At 72.6% G+C, this 20122-nt stretch carries 21 protein-coding genes; 13 read left to right on the top strand and 8 right to left on the bottom strand.

Features of this window, described 5'->3' with window-relative positions:
- Positions 1-3: 3 nt before the first annotated feature.
- Positions 4-918 carry a glycosyltransferase family 2 protein gene (locus tag ACQUQ1_RS04965; protein ID WP_435063159.1) on the top strand — a complete coding sequence of 305 codons (915 nt, stop codon included), beginning with the start codon at positions 4-6 and terminating at the stop codon, positions 916-918.
- A 77-nt stretch (positions 919-995) separates the two neighbouring features.
- Here ACQUQ1_RS04965 and ACQUQ1_RS04960 read toward each other — a convergent pair whose 3' ends face one another.
- Positions 996-1829 carry an amidohydrolase family protein gene (locus ACQUQ1_RS04960; protein ID WP_435063158.1) on the bottom strand — a complete coding sequence of 278 codons (834 nt, stop codon included), beginning with the start codon at positions 1827-1829 and terminating at the stop codon, positions 996-998.
- A gap of 210 nt (positions 1830-2039) precedes the next feature.
- Here ACQUQ1_RS04960 and thsA point away from each other — a divergent pair, with 210 nt between their 5' ends.
- The 3 genes from thsA (at position 2040) to ACQUQ1_RS04945 (ending at position 5610) form a co-directional block, all read left to right on the top strand.
- On the top strand, positions 2040-3599 hold the full coding sequence (gene thsA, locus ACQUQ1_RS04955; RefSeq protein ID WP_435063157.1) for a thermosome subunit alpha: 1560 nt from the start codon (positions 2040-2042) through the stop codon (positions 3597-3599).
- Between the two features lie 117 nt (positions 3600-3716).
- Positions 3717-5084, top strand: a complete 1368-nt coding sequence (locus ACQUQ1_RS04950) for an APC family permease (RefSeq protein WP_435063156.1) — start codon at positions 3717-3719, stop codon at positions 5082-5084.
- A gap of 82 nt (positions 5085-5166) precedes the next feature.
- Positions 5167-5610 (top strand): hypothetical protein, encoded by a 444-nt coding sequence (locus ACQUQ1_RS04945; protein ID WP_435063155.1) that lies wholly within the window; start codon positions 5167-5169, stop codon positions 5608-5610.
- Positions 5611-5619: 9 nt separating this feature from the next.
- On the opposite strand, the gene ACQUQ1_RS04940 is transcribed toward ACQUQ1_RS04945, so the two are convergent.
- Both ACQUQ1_RS04940 and ACQUQ1_RS04935 read right to left on the bottom strand, forming a co-directional pair.
- Entirely contained in the window at positions 5620-6462 is an 843-nt protein-coding gene (locus ACQUQ1_RS04940; RefSeq protein ID WP_435063154.1) for an SAM hydrolase/SAM-dependent halogenase family protein, read from the bottom strand.
- A gap of 4 nt (positions 6463-6466) precedes the next feature.
- A complete protein-coding gene (locus ACQUQ1_RS04935; RefSeq protein WP_435063153.1) occupies positions 6467-7027 on the bottom strand; it encodes a nicotinamide-nucleotide adenylyltransferase in 561 nt (186 codons plus the stop codon).
- A gap of 166 nt (positions 7028-7193) precedes the next feature.
- Here ACQUQ1_RS04935 and lonB point away from each other — a divergent pair, with 166 nt between their 5' ends.
- From lonB to ACQUQ1_RS04915, 4 genes are all read left to right on the top strand, one after another.
- Positions 7194-9311, top strand: a complete 2118-nt coding sequence (gene lonB, locus ACQUQ1_RS04930; RefSeq protein ID WP_435063152.1) for an ATP-dependent protease LonB — start codon at positions 7194-7196, stop codon at positions 9309-9311.
- 10 nt (positions 9312-9321) lie between these two features.
- Positions 9322-10239 (top strand): CPBP family intramembrane glutamic endopeptidase, encoded by a 918-nt coding sequence (locus ACQUQ1_RS04925; protein ID WP_435063151.1) that lies wholly within the window; start codon positions 9322-9324, stop codon positions 10237-10239.
- A 31-nt stretch (positions 10240-10270) separates the two neighbouring features.
- On the top strand, positions 10271-10747 hold the full coding sequence (locus ACQUQ1_RS04920; protein WP_435063150.1) for a rhodanese-like domain-containing protein: 477 nt from the start codon (positions 10271-10273) through the stop codon (positions 10745-10747).
- A gap of 170 nt (positions 10748-10917) precedes the next feature.
- Positions 10918-11262: a hypothetical protein gene (locus ACQUQ1_RS04915; RefSeq protein ID WP_435063149.1), complete on the top strand. Its 345-nt coding sequence runs from the start codon at positions 10918-10920 to the stop codon at positions 11260-11262.
- Positions 11263-11288: 26 nt separating this feature from the next.
- On the opposite strand, the gene ACQUQ1_RS04910 is transcribed toward ACQUQ1_RS04915, so the two are convergent.
- Entirely contained in the window at positions 11289-11780 is a 492-nt protein-coding gene (locus ACQUQ1_RS04910; protein WP_435063148.1) for a methylated-DNA--[protein]-cysteine S-methyltransferase, read from the bottom strand.
- A gap of 83 nt (positions 11781-11863) precedes the next feature.
- Here ACQUQ1_RS04910 and trpC point away from each other — a divergent pair, with 83 nt between their 5' ends.
- From trpC to ACQUQ1_RS04890, 4 genes are read left to right on the top strand one after another with little or no spacing between them, the layout of a single operon-like run.
- Positions 11864-12670 (top strand): indole-3-glycerol phosphate synthase, encoded by an 807-nt coding sequence (gene trpC, locus ACQUQ1_RS04905; protein WP_435063147.1) that lies wholly within the window; start codon positions 11864-11866, stop codon positions 12668-12670.
- Entirely contained in the window at positions 12667-13953 is a 1287-nt protein-coding gene (gene trpB / locus ACQUQ1_RS04900; RefSeq protein ID WP_435063146.1) for a tryptophan synthase subunit beta, read from the top strand. The genes trpC and trpB overlap by 4 nt, the downstream gene beginning before the upstream one ends.
- Complete coding sequence (trpA, locus tag ACQUQ1_RS04895) at positions 13953-14795, top strand: tryptophan synthase subunit alpha (protein ID WP_435063145.1); 843 nt, start codon at positions 13953-13955, stop codon at positions 14793-14795. Before trpB ends, trpA begins: the two co-directional genes overlap by 1 nt.
- A 44-nt stretch (positions 14796-14839) precedes the next feature.
- Positions 14840-15637, top strand: coding sequence for a 2-amino-3,7-dideoxy-D-threo-hept-6-ulosonate synthase (locus ACQUQ1_RS04890; RefSeq protein ID WP_073306905.1), 798 nt, complete (start codon positions 14840-14842; stop codon positions 15635-15637).
- Between the two features lie 45 nt (positions 15638-15682).
- Here ACQUQ1_RS04890 and ACQUQ1_RS04885 read toward each other — a convergent pair whose 3' ends face one another.
- Positions 15683-16369 carry an HAD family hydrolase gene (locus tag ACQUQ1_RS04885; protein ID WP_435063144.1) on the bottom strand — a complete coding sequence of 229 codons (687 nt, stop codon included), beginning with the start codon at positions 16367-16369 and terminating at the stop codon, positions 15683-15685.
- Between the two features lie 198 nt (positions 16370-16567).
- Between ACQUQ1_RS04885 and ACQUQ1_RS04880 the strand changes: the two genes are divergently transcribed.
- Positions 16568-17770 (top strand): 3-dehydroquinate synthase II, encoded by a 1203-nt coding sequence (locus tag ACQUQ1_RS04880; RefSeq protein WP_435063143.1) that lies wholly within the window; start codon positions 16568-16570, stop codon positions 17768-17770.
- 41 nt (positions 17771-17811) lie between these two features.
- On the opposite strand, the gene ACQUQ1_RS04875 is transcribed toward ACQUQ1_RS04880, so the two are convergent.
- The 3 genes from ACQUQ1_RS04875 to ACQUQ1_RS04865 form a co-directional block, all read right to left on the bottom strand.
- Positions 17812-18180: a DUF7575 domain-containing protein gene (locus ACQUQ1_RS04875; RefSeq protein WP_435063142.1), complete on the bottom strand. Its 369-nt coding sequence runs from the start codon at positions 18178-18180 to the stop codon at positions 17812-17814.
- A 124-nt stretch (positions 18181-18304) separates the two neighbouring features.
- Positions 18305-19012 (bottom strand): type I 3-dehydroquinate dehydratase, encoded by a 708-nt coding sequence (locus ACQUQ1_RS04870; protein WP_435063141.1) that lies wholly within the window; start codon positions 19010-19012, stop codon positions 18305-18307.
- Positions 19013-19099: 87 nt separating this feature from the next.
- Positions 19100-20098, bottom strand: coding sequence for a transcription initiation factor IIB (locus ACQUQ1_RS04865; protein ID WP_435063140.1), 999 nt, complete (start codon positions 20096-20098; stop codon positions 19100-19102).
- Positions 20099-20122 lie beyond the last annotated feature (24 nt).

The raw sequence follows: 20122 nt of genomic DNA, 5'->3' as shown, positions 1-20122 counted from the left end.
GATATGGAACTCTCGGTGGTGGTCCCGACCCTGAACGGCCGGGACAGGCTGGCCGCCAGCCTCGACGCGCTGGCGGACGTCGCCCCCGACGCGGAGGTGATCGTCGTCAACGGTCCCTCCGCCGACGGCACGACCGGGATGGTGCGCGAGCGCGACGACGTAGACGTCCTCGTCGAGATCGCCGCGCGCAACGTCAACGTCGCCCGCAACGCCGGCCTGGAGGTCGCCGACGGCGACGCCGTCGCCTTCCTCGGCTACGACCACCGGGTCGAGTCCGGGTGGCGCGACACCGTCGCCGCGGCGGTCGGGGAGGGCGCCGAGGTGGTCACCGGGCCCCTCAGGCGGACGGTGAAGGGGGGCGCGACCAGCGAGGGCCCCGAGCGGCGGCGGATCGCCGACCGCGAGGTGTCGTACTTCAACGGCCGGAACGTCGTCTTCGACCGGGACGTGCTGGCGGACCTCGACGGCTTCGACGAGTACCTCCGGACCGGCGGCGCCCGCGACGCGGCCCACCGCCTCGCCGGCATGGACGTGCAGGTCGAGTGGCGCCCCGAGATGGCGGCCCGCCGCCGGTCGGAGGCCACCGACGGGGGGATCGAGACGCGCGACCTCGGGTGGAAGTACCGGGCGCTGGCGTACCGCCTGGTGAAGAACTACGGGGTGCGGCCCACGGTCGTCCGGCGGACGCTCCGGCACGCCTGCGGCGACGCCGCCGGCACGTTCCGGGACGTGCTCGGCGGCGACGCGACCCCGACCGGGTGGGTGGGCAACGGCCGCGACGTGGCCGCGGGCATCGCGGCCGGCGCGTCCGACGGCCTGATCGCCCGTGCGAAGGACCGGTCGTCGACGCGGAACCCGAACGGCGTCTCCGCGCGGGCGGACCGGGCGGTGGCGCGGTACGACCGCCGCACGGAGTGATCGGTTCTGGTCGCGCGAGCGGGCTGCTGCCGGCGTGACCGGTCACGGCCCGGGCGAGCGGCGACGGTCGCCGCCGGCTACGCGTCCGCGCCGGGCGCCAGCCCCTCGATTACGCGGGCGGCGTTCTTCGAGAGCGCCCGCTCCATCAGGTCCTCCGGGACGTCGAGCGTCAGCACCTCCATCACCCCCACGTCCGGGTGGGTGTCCGGGGCGCCCGAGCCGAACAGCACCCGGTCCGGGTGTTCGAGCAGGCCGCGTTCGAGCACGTCGCGGAAGCGGACGAACGCGGTGTCGAGGTAGAGGTCGTCGTGGGAGTCGAGCAGCGCCAGCGCCTCGTCCATCAGGTCCCGGTCGAGGGGGTAGCCGCCGAACGACGAGAGGATCACCGGGAAGTCGTACTCCAGCACCGCCTCGGCGACCGCCCGGGGCGGGAACCCCCGGCCGGCGTGGACGAGCACCGGTTCGCCCGAGGCGGCGACCTGTTCGAGGGTCGCCTCCGTCGGGAGGCCGTCGTGGAGGGGATCGAGGACGAAGCCGTGGAGCCGGCTGTCGTAGGCGTACTGCTCCACGTCGCCCGGGTCCGTGTGGTGGTCCGCCGGCGCGGCCGCGAGGTTGCGCAGGCGCGCGACCGGCGAGTCGCCGGGGTCGCGCGGCCCGTTGAGCCGCGCCATCGCCCGGAACGGCCGGTCGACCGAGAGCCGTGCGACGGCGTTGTTCGCGCGGAGGTACCCCTCGCCGGCGGGCCTGGGGCCGGGGGACACCGCCGACTGGACGACGCCCGCCTGGTGCATCTCGCGCTGGAGCCGCTCCGGGGAGATCTCCCGGCCGCGCGAGGCGACCACCGCCCCGTCGTCCGGGTCGAGCCGGGCGTGGACGTCCACGGCGCGGAACCCGTGCTCCAGTTCGAGCATCTACCCTCCCCGAGCGACTCCCCGGACTTGAGTGTTGCAGTCTCTCACCACGCCGGACGCGGGACGTTCCCCGGTCCCGGTTCGGCGGGGACCCGGACGGGAGGGTGATCCGCGCTATCACGCCGCAGTCTTCCAGTTTTTGCGTCGTCTTTCTCGAAAACTTCATATAGAATCGCAACCATTCTACTCGTTGATCATTCCATGAGCTACATGCAGCAGCCCCTCTACATCCTCGGGGAGTCGACCCAGCGGACCAGCGGCCTCGACGCGCGACGGTCGAACGTCGCCGCGGGCCGCGCGGTCGCGAACGCGGTCCGGACGACGCTCGGGCCGCGGGGCATGGACAAGATGCTCGTCGACTCCTCGGGCGACGTGGTCGTCACCAACGACGGCGCGACGATCCTCGGGGAGATGGACATCGAGCACCCCGCCGCGCAGATGCTCGTGGAAGTCGCCGAGTCCCAGGAGGCCGAGGTGGGCGACGGCACCACGACCGCCGCGGTGCTGGCGGGCGAACTCCTCGGGCGCGCCGAGGACCTCCTCGACGACGACGTCCACGCGACGGCGGTGGTCGAGGGGTACCACGAGGCGCTCCGGCTCGCGCTCGACGCCGTCGACGGGATGCTCGTCGGGGGCGAGGCGGACCGCGACGCCCTCCTGACGGTCGCGGCCTCGGCGATGACCGGCAAGGGCACCGGCGACCTGGCGACCGAGCGGCTCGCCGAGATCGTCGTCGACGCCGTCCTCCAGGTGGCCGACGAGGACCGCCGCGTCGACCGCGACGACATCCGGGTGTTCACCCGGACGGGCGCGTCCGCGGCGTCGACGGAGCTCGTACGCGGCGTCGTGATGGAGGAGGAGCCGGCGAACGACAACATGCCCCGGACCGTCGAGGACGCCACCGTCGCGGTGCTGGACGCGAAGCTCGACGTCCGCTCGGGCGAGATCGACACCGAGTACACGATCACCTCCGTCGACCAGCTCGACGCCGCCCTCTCGGCGGAGGACGCCGAGCGGCGCGCCATCGCCGAGACGCTCTCGGAGGCCGGCGTCGACGTGGTGGTCTGCTCGAAGAAGGTCTCCGACCCCGTCGCCGGCTACCTCGCGGACGCGGGGATCCTCGCGTTCTCGAACGTGAAGACGAGCGAGGCCCGGGCGATCGCCCGCGCGACCGGCGCGCGCCGCCTCGGCACCCTCGACGGCGTCGAGGCCGACGACCTCGGGACCGCGGGGTCCGTCCGCGTCGAGAAGCACGGCGGCGACGACGTGACGTTCCTCGAGGGGAACGACGACTCCCGGACCGTGACGCTGTTCGTCCGCGGCTCGACCGACCACGTGGTCGACGAGACCGAGCGCGCCGTCGACGACGCCCTCGGCGTGGTCGTCACGGCCCACGAGGACGGCGAGGTCGTCCCCGGCGCCGGCGCCGTCGAGGTCGCGGTCGCCGACCGCCTCCGCGCGGGCGCGAACGCCGTCACCGGCCGGAAGGCCCTGGCGGTCGAGGCGTTCGCCGACGCGATCGACGCGGTCCCGCGCACCCTCGCGGAGAACGCCGGCCTCGACCCGATCGACGCGCTGGTCGACCTGCGCGCGCGCCACGAGCGCGACGGCGTCGCCGGCATCGTGATCGACGGCGGCGCCGTCGAGATCGCGGACCCGACCGACTTCGACGTGGTCGACCCCGCGGCCGTCAAGCGGGAGGCGCTGGAGTCCGCCACCGAGGCGGCCACGATGATCCTCCGCATCGACGACGTGATCGCGGCGAACTGAGGCCGTCTCTCCGCCGCCGTTCGCCGGGAGCGATCGGGGGGCGGCACGGCCCGTGTGGCCCCTTTTCCTCACGCCTCGGCCGGATCGTTTTAGTGTGATTCCGCGGGTTACCCCGCCATGGGAGAGACGGCCGACTCCGAGGACGGACGGCTGGGGCTGTTCGGCGCGGTGTCGATCGCCGTGGGCGGCATGATCGGCGGGGGCGTCTTCGCCGTCCTCGGCGTCGTCGCGACCATCGCGGGCGCGGCCTCGTGGCTGGCGTTCACGCTCGCGTGTCTCGTCTCGATGTGCGCGGCGTACTCGTATCTGAAGCTGAACGCGATGGGGGAGAACCGCGGCGGCTCGGTCGCACAGTTGGAGGAGTACCTCGACGACGCCACGCCGGCGGGGATGGTCGGGTGGACGCTCCTGTTCGGCTACGTGGGCGCCATCGCGATGTACGCGTACGCGTTCGGGAGCTTCGCGGTCGCGCTCTCGCCGGCGGGCCTGAAGTCGGCCGTCCCGCTGGGCGACGCCCTGTTGCGGCCGGCGTACTCGGTCCTCGCGGTCGGCGTCTTCGTCGGCCTGAACGTGCTCGGCGCGCGGGCGACGGGCACCTCCGAGGAGGTGCTCGTCGTCGTGAAGGTGATCGTCCTGCTCGCGTTCGGGCTGCTCGGCGTCTGGTACGGTCTGAACCAGAACTCCATCGAGCTGGGGCTCGCGAAGATCCGTCAGGTGACCCCGATCGTGATGGCGACGGCGGTCTCGTTCGTCTCCTTTCAGGGGTGGCAACTGCTCATGTACGACCAGGAGAGCATCAAGAACCCCGAGGAGAACCTCCCGAGGGCGATCTACTCGTCGATCGTCGTCACGATCCTCATCGACGGCCTGATCGCGATCGTGGTCACGAGCCTCGCGGCCCCCGAAGTGATCAAGGCACACCCGGAGCGCGCCCTGGCGAACGCGGTGGAGCCGATCATCGGGTCGATCGGCTTCGTGATCGTCTCGATCGCGGCGCTGTTCTCCACCGGGAGCGCGATCAACGGGACGCTGTTCTCGGCGGCCCACTTCGCGAAGGGCATGATCGACGACGGCCTCCTCCCCGACGAGACGGGACGGGTCGAGGCCGACGGCGCGCCCGAGCGGACCGTGCTTCTGCTCGGCGGGATCGCCGCCGTGTTCACGGCCTACGGGAGCCTCGACGCGATCACCTCCTTCGGCTCGCTCGCGTTCATGGGCGTCTTCGGGGCGATGAGCGCGCTCGCGTTCCGCGAGCGCGACCACGAGTCGATCAACCCGATCCCGCCGGCCCTCGGCGCCGTCGGCTGTGCCCTGTTCGCCGTCCTGCTCGAGGTGCACCTCTGGCGTGCCGAGCGGTCGACGTTCTGGGCCGTCCTCGGCGTCGCGGCGGTCGTCGTGACGCTGGAGACGCTCTACTTCGAACGCGAGAGCATCGTCGAGGGGGTCGACAGGGCGGAGGCGGCCGTCGTCCCCGAGGAACAGTGAGTCCCCGCGGCGCCGCACGGCCGCGGCAACGGGGGTCGACAGGGTCGACGACGGGGCGCGGTCGCCCGGGAACGAGCGCCCCGTGGACCGGACGGTGACCGCCGCCGGCCCGCGCTCGCGGCTCGCGCGCAACCTCGCCGCCGAGTCGGAGGCGTACGGCTTCTCGCTGGCGACGTGGGGGAGCGGCGCGGTCGTCGTCCACGACGTCGGCGTCCCCGGCGTCGTCGGCGCGAGCGCGTTCGTCGGCGGCGCGGTCGCGGGGTTCGCGCTCCTGGCGGCGGTCGCGTTCGGGGGCCTGCTGAGCGAGACCGAAACAGAGGACCGGTCGCTCGCGGTCGTCTCGACGGTCCACGTGCTCGCCACGACCGGCACGGTGCTGTCGGTCCACGCGGCGGTGGTCGTCGCCCGGGGTCGGTTCCCGGGGGCGCTCGCGCTGTTCGCCGCGGGCGTCGCCCTCACCGTGAGCTACAACCTCCTCTTGACCACCGAGGACCTGCTCGGACGGGTGGCGGCCGAACGGAGGTAACGGCGGTCCTCAGCCCGTCGGCACGGTCGCCGCGACCTCCTCCTCGAACGAGAGCGTCACCGCCCGCCCCGGCGCGAGGTCGAACTCCTCGTCGCCGCGCCCCTGGTTCGCGTCGCACTCGACGAAGCCGTGGCTCCCGACGGTGACCAGCGGGTCGTGTTTGTCCACGTCCGCGAAGGTGTCGACGACGGGGACCGTCCGGAGGCCGGCGGCGGTCTCGACGGCGACCTCCTCGCCGACGCGGCCGTCGAGGAACGAGCCGGGGACGTTCGTGATCGCGTTGCCGAAGTCGTCGACGACGAGTACCTCGCCGGCGGCCGTCTCCGCCTCCACCCAGGCCTCGGGCAGCGCGTAGTCGTCGTACTCGTCGGTCCGCGAGAAGCCGTCGAGCGACCCGACGGCGTCGACGCCGGCCTCGTGGACGCGGGCGGCCGCCGGCGCGAACACGTCGCGGCCGTGGAAGGTGCTGGATCGGGGGTCCTCCGCCTCGACCTCGAACACCTCGATCGCGTCCTCGGGGGCCGTTGCGTCCTCGCCGCCGTCGGCGGACCCGGCCGCGAGCGCGCGGGCCGGGGGGAGCAGACAGCCGTTGTCGGGGCCCACGAGCGCGTGGTCGCCGGCGCGGACGCAGACGGCGGCGCGGTCGGTGCCGACGCCGGGGTCGACGACGACGAGGTGGACGCCCGGCGGGAACTCCGGGAGGAGGAAGCGGAGCCAGAACGCGGCCGCGCGGGGGTCCCCCCGCGGGAGGTCGTGGGAGACGTCGACCAGGTCGGCGACGCCGTGCGAGCGGAGCACCCCCTTCATCGCGGCGGGGTACGGGCTGCCGAAGTCGGATGCGAGCGTCAGCATGGGGTCACTCCGGGTCGGGGGCGGCGTCGCGGTCGGTTCCGGCGGCGGGGTCGGCGCCGTTGGCGTCCGAGGAGGCCACCTGCCGGATGCGGTCGACGCCGTCGATCTCCTCGATCGTCTCGGCGACCTCGTCGGGGACGAGGTCCGTCCAGCCGTCGCCGCGGATCATCCGCTCTCGGAGCTCGCTCCCCTCCAGCACCTCCCGCCGGAACATCGGCGAGGAGCGCACCTCGACGCCGGCCTCCTCGAACAGGCGGACGACCAGCGGGTTGTTGGAGTAGGCGACCTCGAACTGCGGCGACATCGACTGGACGTGGCTCACCCACACGGAGTTGCGTTCGAGGTCCTCGATGGGGACCACGTAAGTGGTCACGTCGAGCTCCGCGAGCGCCTTCGTCACCATCATGACGCGCTCGCCGGCGGTGAACGGGTTGCGCCGGGTGTGGGAGTCGCCCGCCGACCCGATGCCGAGGACGAGCTCGTCCACCTCGCCGGCGATCTCCTCGACCATGTGGTGGTGGCCGTTGTGGTAGGGCTGGAACCTCCCGATGTAGAACCCCCGCATACGCGAACGTATCTCGCGGCGGGTTTATAAGCCCGGCGAGTCCCCGGTGGCGGCGGAAACGTGGGTTCGAGGGGCTCTCGCGTGCGGTTTCGCTCGGGCGATCGGCCCGCCAGGGGGGAGAAAGTATATGAATTGAGGTCCCCTCCGATACGGTAGCGACGATTCTATGAGCAACGACCGAAACGACAGTCGGGACGGCGGCGACGTCCGGGAGCCCGAGGACGGCCCCGTCGGCGACCCCGACTCGAACGGCGCGGGCGGCGACCCGGCCGGCGGGCGGTCGGTGGGCGCCTCGAACGAGCCCTCCGACCAGGACGCCGACATCGACGACCTCGGCAGCGACGTCGAGATCGACGCCGAGATCGACGAGGAGATCGCGGAGGACCACCTCCTCGGCGGCCTCAAGATCGACTCGACCGACGACATCGAGGTTCCCGACCGCCTCGTGGACCAGGTCATCGGGCAGGAGCACGCCCGGGACGTGGTGATGAAGGCGGCGAAACAGCGGCGGCACGTGATGATGATCGGCTCGCCCGGGACGGGCAAGTCGATGCTGGCGAAGGCGATGTCCGAACTCCTCCCGAAGGAGGAGCTCCAGGACGTGCTCGTCTACCACAACCCCGACGACGGCAACAACCCCAAGGTGCGGACGGTGCCGGCGGGCAAGGGCGAGCAGATCGTCGAGGCCCACAAGGAGGAGGCGAGAAAGCGCAACCAGATGCGCAGCTTCCTCATGTGGATCATCATCGCCGTCGTCCTCGGCTACTCGCTGCTCGTCGTGAGCAACGTGTTGCTGGGCATCCTCGCGGCGGGCATCATCTACCTCGCGTTCCGCTACGGCTCCCGCGGGAGCGACTCGATGATCCCGAACCTGCTGGTCAACAACGCCGACGAGAAGTCCGCCCCCTTCGAGGACGCCACCGGGGCCCACGCCGGCGCGCTGCTGGGCGACGTGCGCCACGACCCGTTCCAGTCCGGGGGGATGGAGACGCCGAGCCACGACCGCGTCGAGGCCGGCGCCATCCACAAGGCGAACAAGGGCGTGCTGTTCGTCGACGAGATCAACACCCTCGACATCCGGTCCCAGCAGAAGCTGATGACCGCGATCCAGGAGGGCGAGTTCTCGATCACCGGCCAGTCCGAGCGCTCCTCGGGCGCGATGGTCCAGACGGAGCCGGTGCCGACGGACTTCATCATGATCGCGGCGGGGAACCTCGACGCGATGGAGAACATGCACCCGGCGCTGCGTTCGCGCATCAAGGGGTACGGGTACGAGGTGTACATGGACGACACCATCGACGACACCCCCGAGATGCGCCGCAAGTACGCCCGCTTCGTGGCTCAGGAGGTCGCCAAGGACGGCCGCCTGCCCCCGTTCGACGACGAGGCCATCGAGGAGGTCATCCTCGAGGCGCGGCGCCGCGCCGGCCGGAAGGGCCACCTCACGCTGGAACTGCGGAACCTCGGCGGGCTCGTGCGCGTCTCGGGCGACATCGCCCGCGGCGAGGACGCCGACCGCGTCACCCGGGACCACGTCCTCCAGGCGAAGGGACGGAGCCGGTCCATCGAGCAGCAGCTCGCCGACGACTACATCGAGCGCCGCAAGGACTACGAGCTCCAGGTCGCCGAGGGCTACCAGGTCGGCCGCGTGAACGGGCTGGCCGTCATGGGTCAGGACTCGGGCATCATGCTCCCGGTCATGGCCGAGGTCACGCCCTCGCAGGGGCCCGGCCAGGTGATCGCCACCGGCCAGCTCCAGGAGATGGCCGAGGAGGCCGTCCAGAACGTCTCGGCGATCATCAAGAAGTTCTCCGACGAGGACATCACCGAGAAGGACATCCACATCCAGTTCGTCCAGACGGGCCAGCAGGGCGTCGACGGCGACTCGGCGTCGATCACGGTCGCCACCGCCGTCATCTCGGCGCTTGAGAACGTGGGGGTCGACCAGAACCTCGCGATGACGGGCTCGCTGTCGGTCCGGGGCGACGTGCTCCCGGTCGGGGGCGTCACCCACAAGATCGAGGCCGCCGCCAAGTCCGGCTGCGACCGCGTCATCATCCCGAAGGCCAACGAGCAGGACGTGATGATCGAGGACGAGTACAAGGAGATGGTGGAGATCATCCCCGTCGAGCACATCTCGGAGGTGCTCGACATCGCCCTCGAGGGCGAGCCCGAGAAGGACTCGCTCGTCGACCGGCTCAAGAGCATCACCGGCTCCGCGCTGGAGAAGACCGGCGAGGGCGCCGGCGCCGGCCGCGGCCCGACCAGCCCGAGCCCGCAGTAACGCCGCGACCGTGACGCGCTGGACGGCGTTCGCCGGGCTGACGGGCGTCGTCCTCCTTCTGCTGCTCGGTCTCGCGCGGCTCTCGGCCGCGCAGTTCTCGCCCGCCGCGGGACCGGGGGCTCGCGCCGACGGCGAGGAGGCCGTGCGGGGTCCCGAGGACGCGAGCCCCGCGGCCCCCTCCCCGTACCACCCCGCCCGCGACGCCGACCCGACCCTCTCGACGCCCGAGCGCAGCCCCGTCGCCGCCGCGGAGGCGGAGGCGAGGGCGGGGGGCACGGGCGCGATGTCTCCGGGCGCCCTGCTGGCGAACGTCGCGCTCTCGCAGGGGCTGTTCGGCGCGATGCTCGTCGCCGCGGCGGCGTGGGCGGGGATCCCCGCGGCGGCGCTCGGGCTCGTCCCCCTCGCGACGGCGACGGACCTGGCGCTCGGCGCCGGCCTCGGAGCGGCGCTGTGGCTCGCCAGCGAGGCGGCCGGCCGGGTCGCCGAGCGGGTCGGAATCGAGGTGAACGAGGCGCTCAGGGGTGCGCTCGCGCCCGCGACCCCCGCGGGGTGGGCGGTGCTGCTGCTGGCGGTGTTGCCGACGGTCGCGCTGTTCGAGGAGTTCCTCTTTCGCGCGGTGCTCGTCGGCGCGTTCGCGGCCGGGTTCGACGCGCCGGCGTGGCTGCCGGCGGCGGTCGCCGGCGTCGACCCGTGGCCGTGGCTGCTCGCCGCGGGGTCGTCGCTCGCGTTCGCGCTCGGCCACGGCGCGCAGGGGCGGGCGGGGATCGTCGCCACGGGCGCGCTCGGGTTCGTGCTCGCCGGGGCGTTCGTGCTCACCGGGAGCTTCCTCGTCGTCGCCGTCGCGCACTACCTCGTGAACGCGCTCACGTTCGTCGTCCACGAGTTCGACCCGGCCGCGCTCGGCGCGCGGGGCGGCGCCGGGCGGTAGTTCTTTCTCGCGGGCACCCGCGCCCCTAGGTATGCCACCCGTCACCAAGCACGCCTGGGACATGGCCGACGAGGCCGAGGAGCACGTCGAGGTGCTGAGCGTCGAGGAGGCCCACGAGGAGTGGCGACGGCTCCGAGAGCGACGGGAAGCCGGCGGCGACGCCGGTGACGACGACGCCGACGCGGGCGACCCGGACACGTTCTTCCTCGACGTGCGCGACGTGCGCGAGCGGTGGATCGAGGGGGCGATCCCCGGCGACACCCACGCGCCGCGGGGGATGCTGGAGTTCTGGGCGGATCCCGAGACGGAGTACTACCGCGACTATTTCGACCCCCACCGCCGGTACGTCTGTTACTGCAACGAGAGCGGCCGTTCGGCGCTCGCGGCGAAGACGCTGCGGGACATGGGTTTCGAGGACGTCGCCCACATCGACGGCGGATTCACCGCCTGGCAGGAGGCGGGGTACGAGCAGGCCGAGGTGGAACAGCGCGACTACTCGGACCGCTGACGCGGGTGCCGGGCGGCCGGGGCGGTCGGGAGACGGGGTCCGCCGGGCGACGGGGGCGGCCGGGGCACGGACTCACCGGGAGACGGCGCGACCACGTCGCGTCGGACGCACGTCCGACGATCGCCGGACGGCACCGTCACGCTTACCTCCGCCCCCTCCCGTACGGCGATATGCAGCTGTCGGATCGCGGCGCGGCCGCCTCGGGGGTGGGGGCGGTGTTCGTCGCCACCGCGGTCGCCCTCGGCGGCGCCGGCGGGTGGGTCCGCGGACTGGTGCCGGCGGGCGCGGCCGCCGGCGCCGGGATGCTGGCGGTCGGAGTGCTGGCGACCCAGCGGACGATGTGGGTGCACGGGTCCCCGACCGGGGCCGGCGCGCTCTCGAACGCGGGGCTGTTCCTCCTCGCGGCGGCGGGGAAGCTAGCCGGCGTCGAGTTCGCGGTCCGCGCGCTGGAGACGGCCGGCGAGGCGCTGTTCTGCATCGCGGTCGCGTACTACCTCGCGCGGGCCTACGGGTAGCAGTCGGACGGACGCGCCCGGCCGGCTCAGCTGTCGCGGACGCCCTCGATATCCCGGAGCCGGTCGGCCACGGGACCGGGCGTCGCCCCGGGTGCCCCGCTGATACGGTGGTCGGGGATCACGATCGGGACGGGATTCGACCGGAGCGCGGTCCGGGCGGTGTCGAGGTCGGCGTCGTCCTCGTGATCGAGGCCGGCAGTCATCTTCGTCACGCGCGCCAGGTCGATCGACTCGCCGTACGGGACGTTGCGCACGGCGTCGAGCACGGCGCGCTGGTCGGTCGGCACCGTGATCGCCACCTCCACGTCGGCGAAGTCGTCCTCGGCGCCTGCGAGGTACTCGCCGATCCTGTCCAGCAGCGGGTGGTCGCCGTCGGCGTCGGCCGGCGGCGACTCCGGGAACGAGACGGAGATGACCCGCCCGCTGGCGGTGCCCACCTCCACCGCCCGCCCGAGCGCGTCGAACCGCCGCGCGAACACGCCCGTGTCGCCGAGGCCGCCGTCGGGTCGTCGGTCCATACCGGGAGCCACGGCGCTCGGCCGTTTCAATGTCGCCCTCCGACGCAACCCTTTTGAGCGAAAGCGCCCATCGATGTACATAGATGAACACACCAACGGAGGACCTCGCGCCGGCGGTGCGGTCCATTCTGGACGCCGCCGCGGAGCGCCCCGGCGGCGACGGGCGCGTCTCGGTCGACGCGCGCCCGCTGTCGGAGGCGTTCGCGGCCGCCGAGGCCGACGGGCGCGTGCCGGTGATCGCCGAGGTGAAGCCGACGAGCCCGACGACCGACGGCGCCCGCGACGACGACCCCGTCGACCTCGCGGAGGCGATGGTCGCGGGCGGCGCCGCGGCGCTGTCGGTGCTCACGGAGCCGGAACACTTCGGCGGCTCCGTCGAGAACCTGCGACGGGTCCGCGAGGCGGTGGACGTGCCCGTGCTGCGCAAGGACTTCGTCGTCCGCGAGGACCAGCTCGACGCCGTCGAGGCGGACCTCGTCCTCCTCATCGCGCGCTTCGTCGGGGACGACCTCGCGGACCTCGTGACGGCCGCCCGCGACCGCGGCTTTCAGCCGCTCGTCGAGGTCCACACGCGCGAGGAACTGGCGGCGGCGCTCTCGGCCGGCGCCGAGGTCGTCGGGGTGAACAACCGAGACCTCGCGCGCCTGGAGGTCGACCTCTCCACCTTCGAGACCATCGCCCCGGAGGCGCCCGACCGGGTGACGCTGATCGCCGAATCGGGGATCGCGACGCCCGCGGACGCCCGGCGGATGCGCGAGGCCGGCGCCGACGGGCTGCTCATCGGCTCCGCGATCATGGACGCCGAGGACGAGGACGCCTCCGGCACCGGCGGCGACGTCGCCGCCAACACCCGTCGCTTTACGGCCGCGGAGACGGAGGAGGAGGTATGAAAAGCGACGCAGGTGCCGGGGAGCCGGCCGACGCCGAGCGTGTCGTCGCGGGCGACGGGAAGTTCGGCCGCTACGGCGGCCAGTACGTGCCCGAGGCGCTGATGCCCGCGATCGAGGAGCTGACCGACGCCTACGAGCGGTACGTCCTGAACAACGAGGACGGCTTCGTGGACGAGTTCCGCCGCCGCATCCGCGACTTCGGCGGGCGGCCAACCCCGCTCCAGCGGGCCGACCGTCTCTCCGAGCGCTACGACACCGAGGTGTACCTGAAACGGGAGGACCTCCTCCACGGCGGCGCCCACAAGCTGAACAACGCGCTCGGGCAGGTGCTGCTCGCGAAGTACATGGGGAAGGAGCGCATCATCGCCGAGACCGGCGCCGGCCAGCACGGCACCGCGACGGCGATGGCGGCGGCCCACCTCGACATGCCCTGCGAGGTGTACATGGGCGAGCGCGACATCAACCGCCAGCGCCCGAACGTCTTCCGGATGAAGATCAACGGCTCGGAGGTCACCCCGGTGACGACGGGCCGCGGGACGCTGAAGGAGGCCATCTCCGAGACGATGCGCGACTGGGCGACGAACGTGGAGGACACCCACTACGTCATCGGCTCGGTGGTGGGTCCCCACCCGTTCCCGTCGATGGTTCGTGACTTCCAGGCGGTCATCTCCGAGGAGGCGCGCGAGCAGACCATCGAGCGGACGGGCGGCCTCCCCGACTCGGTCGTCGCCTGCGCCGGCGGCGGGTCGAACACGATGGGGACGTTCCACAACTTCGTCGACGACGGGGACGTCGACCTGTTCGCCGTCGAGGCCGGCGGCTCCTCGCTCGCGGTCGACGAGGAGGAGGGCGTCGCGCCCAACTCCGCGTCGCTGTCGACCGGGAGCGAGGGCGTGCTCCACGGCGCGCGCACGAAGCTCCTGCAGGACCACGACGGCCAGATCGTCGAGAGCCACTCCGTCTCCTCGGGGCTGGACTACGCGGGCGTCGGCCCGGAACTCGCGTACCTCGTCGACGAGGGGCGCGTCACTCCGGTCAACGTCGACGACGACGCGGCGATCGAGGGGTTCCACCGGCTCTCCCAGGAGGAGGGGATCATCCCCGCGCTCGAATCGGCACACGCGCTCGCGTACCTCCACGAGCACAACGGGGAGTTGGGCGAGGTGACGGTCGTGAACGTCTCCGGGCGCGGCGACAAGGACCTGGAGTCCGCCATCGAGGAGACGACGAAGCGGGACATCCCGAACGCGCCGGACATGTCGATGTTCGAGGGGGGGCTGTGATGAGCCGGATCGACGAGGCGTTCGCCGACGGCCCCGCGTTCGTCCCGTACCTCGCGGTCGGCGACCCGGACTACGAGTCGTCGCTGGCGTACGTCGAGGCGCTCGAACGCGGCGGCGCGGACGTGATCGAGCTGGGGCTGCCGTTCTCCGAGCCCATCGCCGAGGGGCCCACCATCCAGAACGCCGTCGTCCGCGCGCTGGAGGCCGGCATGACGCCCGAGCGCTTCTTCGAGTTCGTCGCGGACCTCGACGTGGACGTGCCGCTGGTGTGCATGACGTACTACAACCTCATCTACCAGTTCGGTGCCGAGCAGGGGCCCCGGCCGTTCGTCGAGCGGGCCGCCGAGGTCGGCGTCTCCGGGTTCGTCGTCCCCGACCTGCCGGCCGAGGAGGCCGGCCCGCTCCGGGAGGCGTGCGACGAGTTCGGGCTCGACCTGATCTCCATCGTCGCGCCGACGACCGGCGAGGACCGCCTGGAGAAGCTCGTGGCCGTCTCCTCGGGCTACATCTACGTCCAGGCGCGGCTGGGCGTCACCGGGGCGTCATCGTCGGTGTCCGACCGGACGACCGAGTCGCTGGCGCGCCTGGAGGGCGTCGACCTGCCCAAGGCGGTCGGCTTCGGCATCTCCTCGGGCGAGCAGGCGGCGACGGTGGTCGAGGCGGGCGCCGACGGCGTCATCGTCGGCTCCGCGCTCGTCGACATCGTCGCGGAGGGGCACGAGCGAGGGGAGACGACCGAGGCGACGGCCGATCGCCTCGAATCGAAGGCGCGCGAGCTGAAGGAGGGAGCCCTGGAGGGGTACGGGCGACGGACGCCGGCACCCGAAGGCTCTTTTGAGTGAGTCGTTCGCAAGCCATTTACCCCCGATCACGCCATACCACACCAATGGAACACGCCGGACTCGCCGCACGACTGGATCGCATCTCCACGGACGACCGGATCCTCATGGTCCCCATGGACCACGGGATCACACTGGGCGCCGTGAAGGGCCTCAAGGACATCGAGGGCACCATCGACGCCGTCACCCGCGGCGGCGCCGACGCGGTGCTGACCCAGAAGGGGATCGCCCCGCGCGTCCACGACAACCTCAACGGCGCGGGCTACGTCGTCCACCTGAACGCCTCCACCTCCGTCGGCCCCGAGAGCAACGACAAACGGCCCACCGGGACGGTGAAGGGCGCGATCCGCGCGGGCGCCGACGCCGTCTCGATGCACATCAACGTCGGCTCCGACTACGAGCCAGGGCAGATGACGTTCCTCTCGGAGCTGTGCGAGGAGGCCGGCGACTACGGCGTCCCCGTGCTCGCGATGGCGTACGCCCGCGGCGCCAACCTGGAGGGCGAGGACCCCGAACACGACGCCGAGTACCTCGGCCACGCGGTCCGGCTGGCCGAGGAGTGCGGCGCCGACGTGGTGAAGACGGCGTACTCCGGCGACGCCGCCAGCTTCGAGCACGTCTGCGAGTCGACGCGCCTGCCGGTGATCATCGCCGGCGGGTCGCCCTCGGGCGACCTCCAGACGCTGCGCGACGTCCGCGGCGCGATGGACGCCGGCGCCGCCGGCGTCTCGATGGGCCGCACCATCTTCCAGCACGACGACCCCGAGGCGATGACGCGGGCGGTGTCCGGCGTGGTCCACGACGATGCCGACGCCGAGGACGCTCTCTCCGCGTCGGGACTGTAGGGGGGAGGCGGTCCCTCGGGTTCCCGTTCCGGCCGCGACTCGGTCTCAGATCAGCGACGCGAACTCGGCCATCGAGTCGATCCGGTGGTCGGGCGCCGGGTCGTCCGGCCCGACCGTCGCGTCGTCCGTCGCCGGGTGCCAGACGCTCTCGATACCCAGCGCGTTCGCGCCGGCGACGTCGACGGCGAGGCGGTCCCCCACCTTGATCGCGTCAGTCGGGTCCGCGTCCAGCGCCGCGAGCGCCCGCTCGAACGGCTCCGGGTCCGGTTTCACGGGACGTCCCGGCTCCCCGAACACGCACGCGTCGAAGCGGTCGCGGATGCCGAGCGCCTCAAGCTTCGTCGTCTGCGTCTCCCGGCTCCCGTTCGTGACCAGCCCGACGGGCCGCCCGGATGCGACCGCCGCCTCCAGGGCCGCCTCGGCGCCGGGGACGAACGACACCGCCGTGTGGTCGCGCGCCTCGTCGTAGGCGCGCGCCACGGCGTCCAGCGCGGGCGAGTCGGGGTCGGGCGCGGCGGCGTCGCCGCCGATCCGCTCCGCGACGATCCGGAGCTGTTCGCGGTAGAACTCGACGTCGCTGTCGACGTTGCCGACCTCGGTCCACGTCGACACGAACGTCTCGGCGTCGCAGAACCGCTCGACGCCGGCGCGGTCGAACGCCGCCGCGAGCGTCTCGGCCGGGTCTCCGTCGTCCGTACACAGGGTGTCGTCGAGGTCGAACAGGATCGCCATTACCGGCGCCTGTGCGTCCGGGGACAACATCGTTTCGCCCGTGCCGGGATCCGTCCCGCCGTCACGCATCGCGGGTCCGACACCGGCGGTCCGCTTCCCACGTCGGCGTCGCGGTCCCGATATCGGCCTCGCCGTCGGAGCGTCGCAGCCGTCTCCGTATCCGCCATATTAAAGCGCCGGCCGCGAGTGCGACCGGTAATGACACGAACGCGGTCCGTCTGGATCCGCGCCGACGACGGCGTCGGCGACTGGGACGCGCGACGGCGACGGATCACCGCCGGGCTGGAGGCCGGGGTCGATTGGGTGCTCGTCGACGAGCGCGACGTGGCGAGGGTGCGCGAGCTCGGCGACGTGAACGTCGCGGCGTTCCGGTCGGACGCCGACGTGGACGTGATCGACGACCCCGAATCCGAGGGGGACGGCGACGACGCCGAGGCGGACGCCTACATCGTCGGCAAGGACGGCGAGGGCGACGGCACCGTCGAGATGCCCGCCGACCTCTCGGGGTCGGCGGACCTCTCGACGCTGCGCCGGAGCGACAACCGCGCGCAGGGCGCGTACGTCCGCATCTTCGACGAGGAGTACGAGTCGTTCGCCGAGGCGGCCGCCCGCGACGCGGAGTTCGTCATCGTCGCCGGCGAGAACTGGCAGATCATCCCGCTGGAGAACCTCATCGCCCGCATCGGCGAGGACACGATGCTCATCGCCGGCGCGACCACCGCCGAGGAGGCCCGGACGGCGTTCGAGACCCTGGAGCTCGGAGCCGAGGGCGTCCTGCTGGACACGGACGACCCCGACGAGATCCGGAGGACGGTGGAGGTCCGCGACGAGGCCGACCGCGAGACGCTCGACCTCTCGACGGCGACCGTCACGGCCGTCGAGCGCGCGGGCTCGGCCGACCGCGTCTGCGTCGACACCGGGTCGATCATGGACCACGACGAGGGGATGCTCGTCGGGTCGATGTCGCGCGGGCTGTTCTTCGTCCACGCGGAGACGGCCGACTCGCCGTACGTCGCCTCGCGACCCTTCCGCGTGAACGCCGGCGCGGTCCACGCGTACGTCCGGACGCCCGACGGCGGCACGAAGTACCTCTCGGAGCTGCGCTCGGGCGACGAGGTGCAGGTGCTCGACACGGAGGGCCGCACCCGCGAGGCCGTCGTCGGCCGCGTGAAGATCGAGAAGCGTCCGATGTTCCGCGTGCAGGCGGAGATCGAGACCGACGACGGCGAGGTCGACCGCATCGAGACGCTCATCCAGAACGCCGAGACCGTGAAGGTCGCCACCGCCGACGGGCGGAAAGCCGTCACCGACCTGGCCGAGGGCGACGAGGTGCTCGTCTACTACGAGGACGTGGCCCGGCACTTCGGCGAGGCCGTCGAGGAGTCGATCATCGAGCAGTAAGCGTAAACGACCCGTTCGGGCGGCCGCGACGGCCGCGGGTCCTACTCGTCGACGTACTCGAACTCGACCGAGCAGTACCAGCAGAAGCCGATCGAGAGGTCGACCCCCCGCCCGCAGCGGGGGCAGGTGAGGCCGGCCGGGCGGGCGTCGCGCCGGGCCAGCACGTAGGCGTCGACAGCCGACAGCGCGAGCACGACCGCCAGCGGCACGCCGATCCGGAGCCCGGTCGTCAGGGACGGGTCGAGCGACGCCGGCGCGAGGTCGTCGACGCCGAACACGCCCGCGAAGACGAGCGCCGACCCCGCCAGCAGCGCCAGCCAGGCGAGCCCCCGGCTCCAGCGCCGGAGGTAGGCGTGTCCGAGCGCCGGCACGACCGCCAGCGCCGCCGCGAACGCCGGGCGTCGTCGCATACCCCCCACTCACCCGAGCCATCGCCAAGAAGGTTCTCACCCGGCGTCGGACGCGCGTCGGCTCCCCGGCGGCCGTACGTCGGATGCGGCGCGGGCGGGGCCGGTCACGGGTCGCCCGGCCCCGTCACAGGAGGTCGTCGACCAGCCGCCGCAGCGTCGCGAGGTCGTACTGCCCCGGCGCGGTCGCGTCGGCGGCGTCGACGGGAGCGTAGCCGATCCGGGAGCCGTACACCGGCGCGACGGCGCGCGTGTGGCTCCCGTGCTCGCCCATCGCCATCGTCGCGACGCGGTCGCCGCGGACCGTCGCTCGGTGGGTCGCCGACAGGAGCGCCAGCGCCTCCCCCCTCGTGCGCGCGGTGACCGCGAGCTTCCCCACGTCGCCGGCGTCGGCCGCGGCCCGGAGGAGCAGGTCGAGCGCGGCCGGCGCGGGCGTCCCGTCGAAGTCGTGGACGGACGCGACGACCGCGGCGCCGTGCGCGCGGGCGTGCCCGACCAGCCTCGCCGCGTCGACGTCGTTCGTCCCGGCGGGCCGGCCGCGCAGCGTCGCGAGTTCGACGTCGACGGCCGCGACCGCGTCGTGCTCGACCGCCTCGGCCAGCGCGTCGAGCCGGCCGTACGGCGCCGTCTCCCCGCCCTCCCAGCGCGGGCGGTTCGTCACTAGGAGGGGGAGCTCGCCGTCGTAGGCGGCGAGCGCGTCCAGCGGGTCGTCGGCCATGTCCATCCGGAACTCCACGCAGTCGGCGTGCTCGCGGGCGGCCGGCTCCGCGTCGAGGTCGGCGGTCGCCGCCGCCAGCGAGAACGAGTCGGGGTCCAGCGCGAACGCGTCGCTCATGGGTCGACGTGGACGGCGGGGAGCAAAACCGTGGGTGGTGTGTTCCCGTCCGCGGTCGGCGTCGTATCGGGTCCGTCGCGGAGGCGGTTACGCGACGAGGCCGTCCTCGGCCTCCAGCAGCTCGTGGTAGCGGTTGCGGATGGTGACCTCGGAGATGTCGGCGACCTCCGAGACCGCCGCCTGGGTCGTCTTCTCGTTGGTGAGCAGGGCCGCGGCGTAGACGGCGGCGGCCGCGAGGCCGACCGGCGACTTGCCCGAGTGGACGCCCTTCTCCTTGGCGTTCTTCAGGAGCTGCTTCGCGCGCATCTCCGACTCCTCGGACAGCTCCAGCGAGGAGGCGAACCGCGGGACGTACTGCTCGGGGTCGGCGGGCTTGACCTCCAGCTTCAGCTCGCGCACCACGTAGCGGTACGTGCGCGCGACCTCGTCCTTGCTGACGCGGGAGACGTCCGCGATCTCGTCGAGCGAACGCGGGACGCCGGCCATCCGGGCGGCGGCGTACACGCAGGCCGTGGAGACGCCCTCGATGGAGCGGCCCGGCAGGAGGTCCTCGTCGAGGGCGCGGCGGTAGATGACGGAGGCGGTCTCGCGGACGTTGTCCGGGAGGCCCAGCGCCGAGGCCATGCGGTCGATCTCGCCGAGCGCCTGCTTGAGGTTGCGCTCCTTGGAGTCGCGCGTGCGGAACCGCTCGTTCCACTTGCGGAGGCGGCGCATCTTCTGGCGCTGGCGGGCGCCCAGCGAGCGGCCGTAGGCGTCCTGGTCGCGCCAGTCGATGTTGGTCGACAGCCCCTTGTCGTGCATCGTGTTCGTGGTCGGGGCGCCGACCCGGCTCTTCTGGTCCTTCTCGGCGGCGTCGAACGCGCGCCACTCGGGGCCGCGGTCGACGGAGTCCTCCTCGATGACGAGGCCGCACTCCGCACAGACCGTCTCGCCGTGTTCCTCGTCCTGGACGACGTTGCCGCTGCACTCGGGGCAGACCAACCCCTCGTCGTCGGTCCGCTCCTCCTCGGTCTCGTCGGTGTGTTCGTGTGCTGTGCCTCGTTCGCGCCCGGCGGGTCGCCGGCGGGTGTGGGTGTTCTCGCTCATTGCGTCTGGTGGGCGGGAGCCCGA

The organism is Halobaculum sp. EA56 (genome assembly GCF_051195075.1).
Classification (GTDB): Archaea; Halobacteriota; Halobacteria; order Halobacteriales; family Haloferacaceae; genus Halobaculum.
This window is presented reverse-complemented; position numbering and strand designations above follow the sequence as displayed.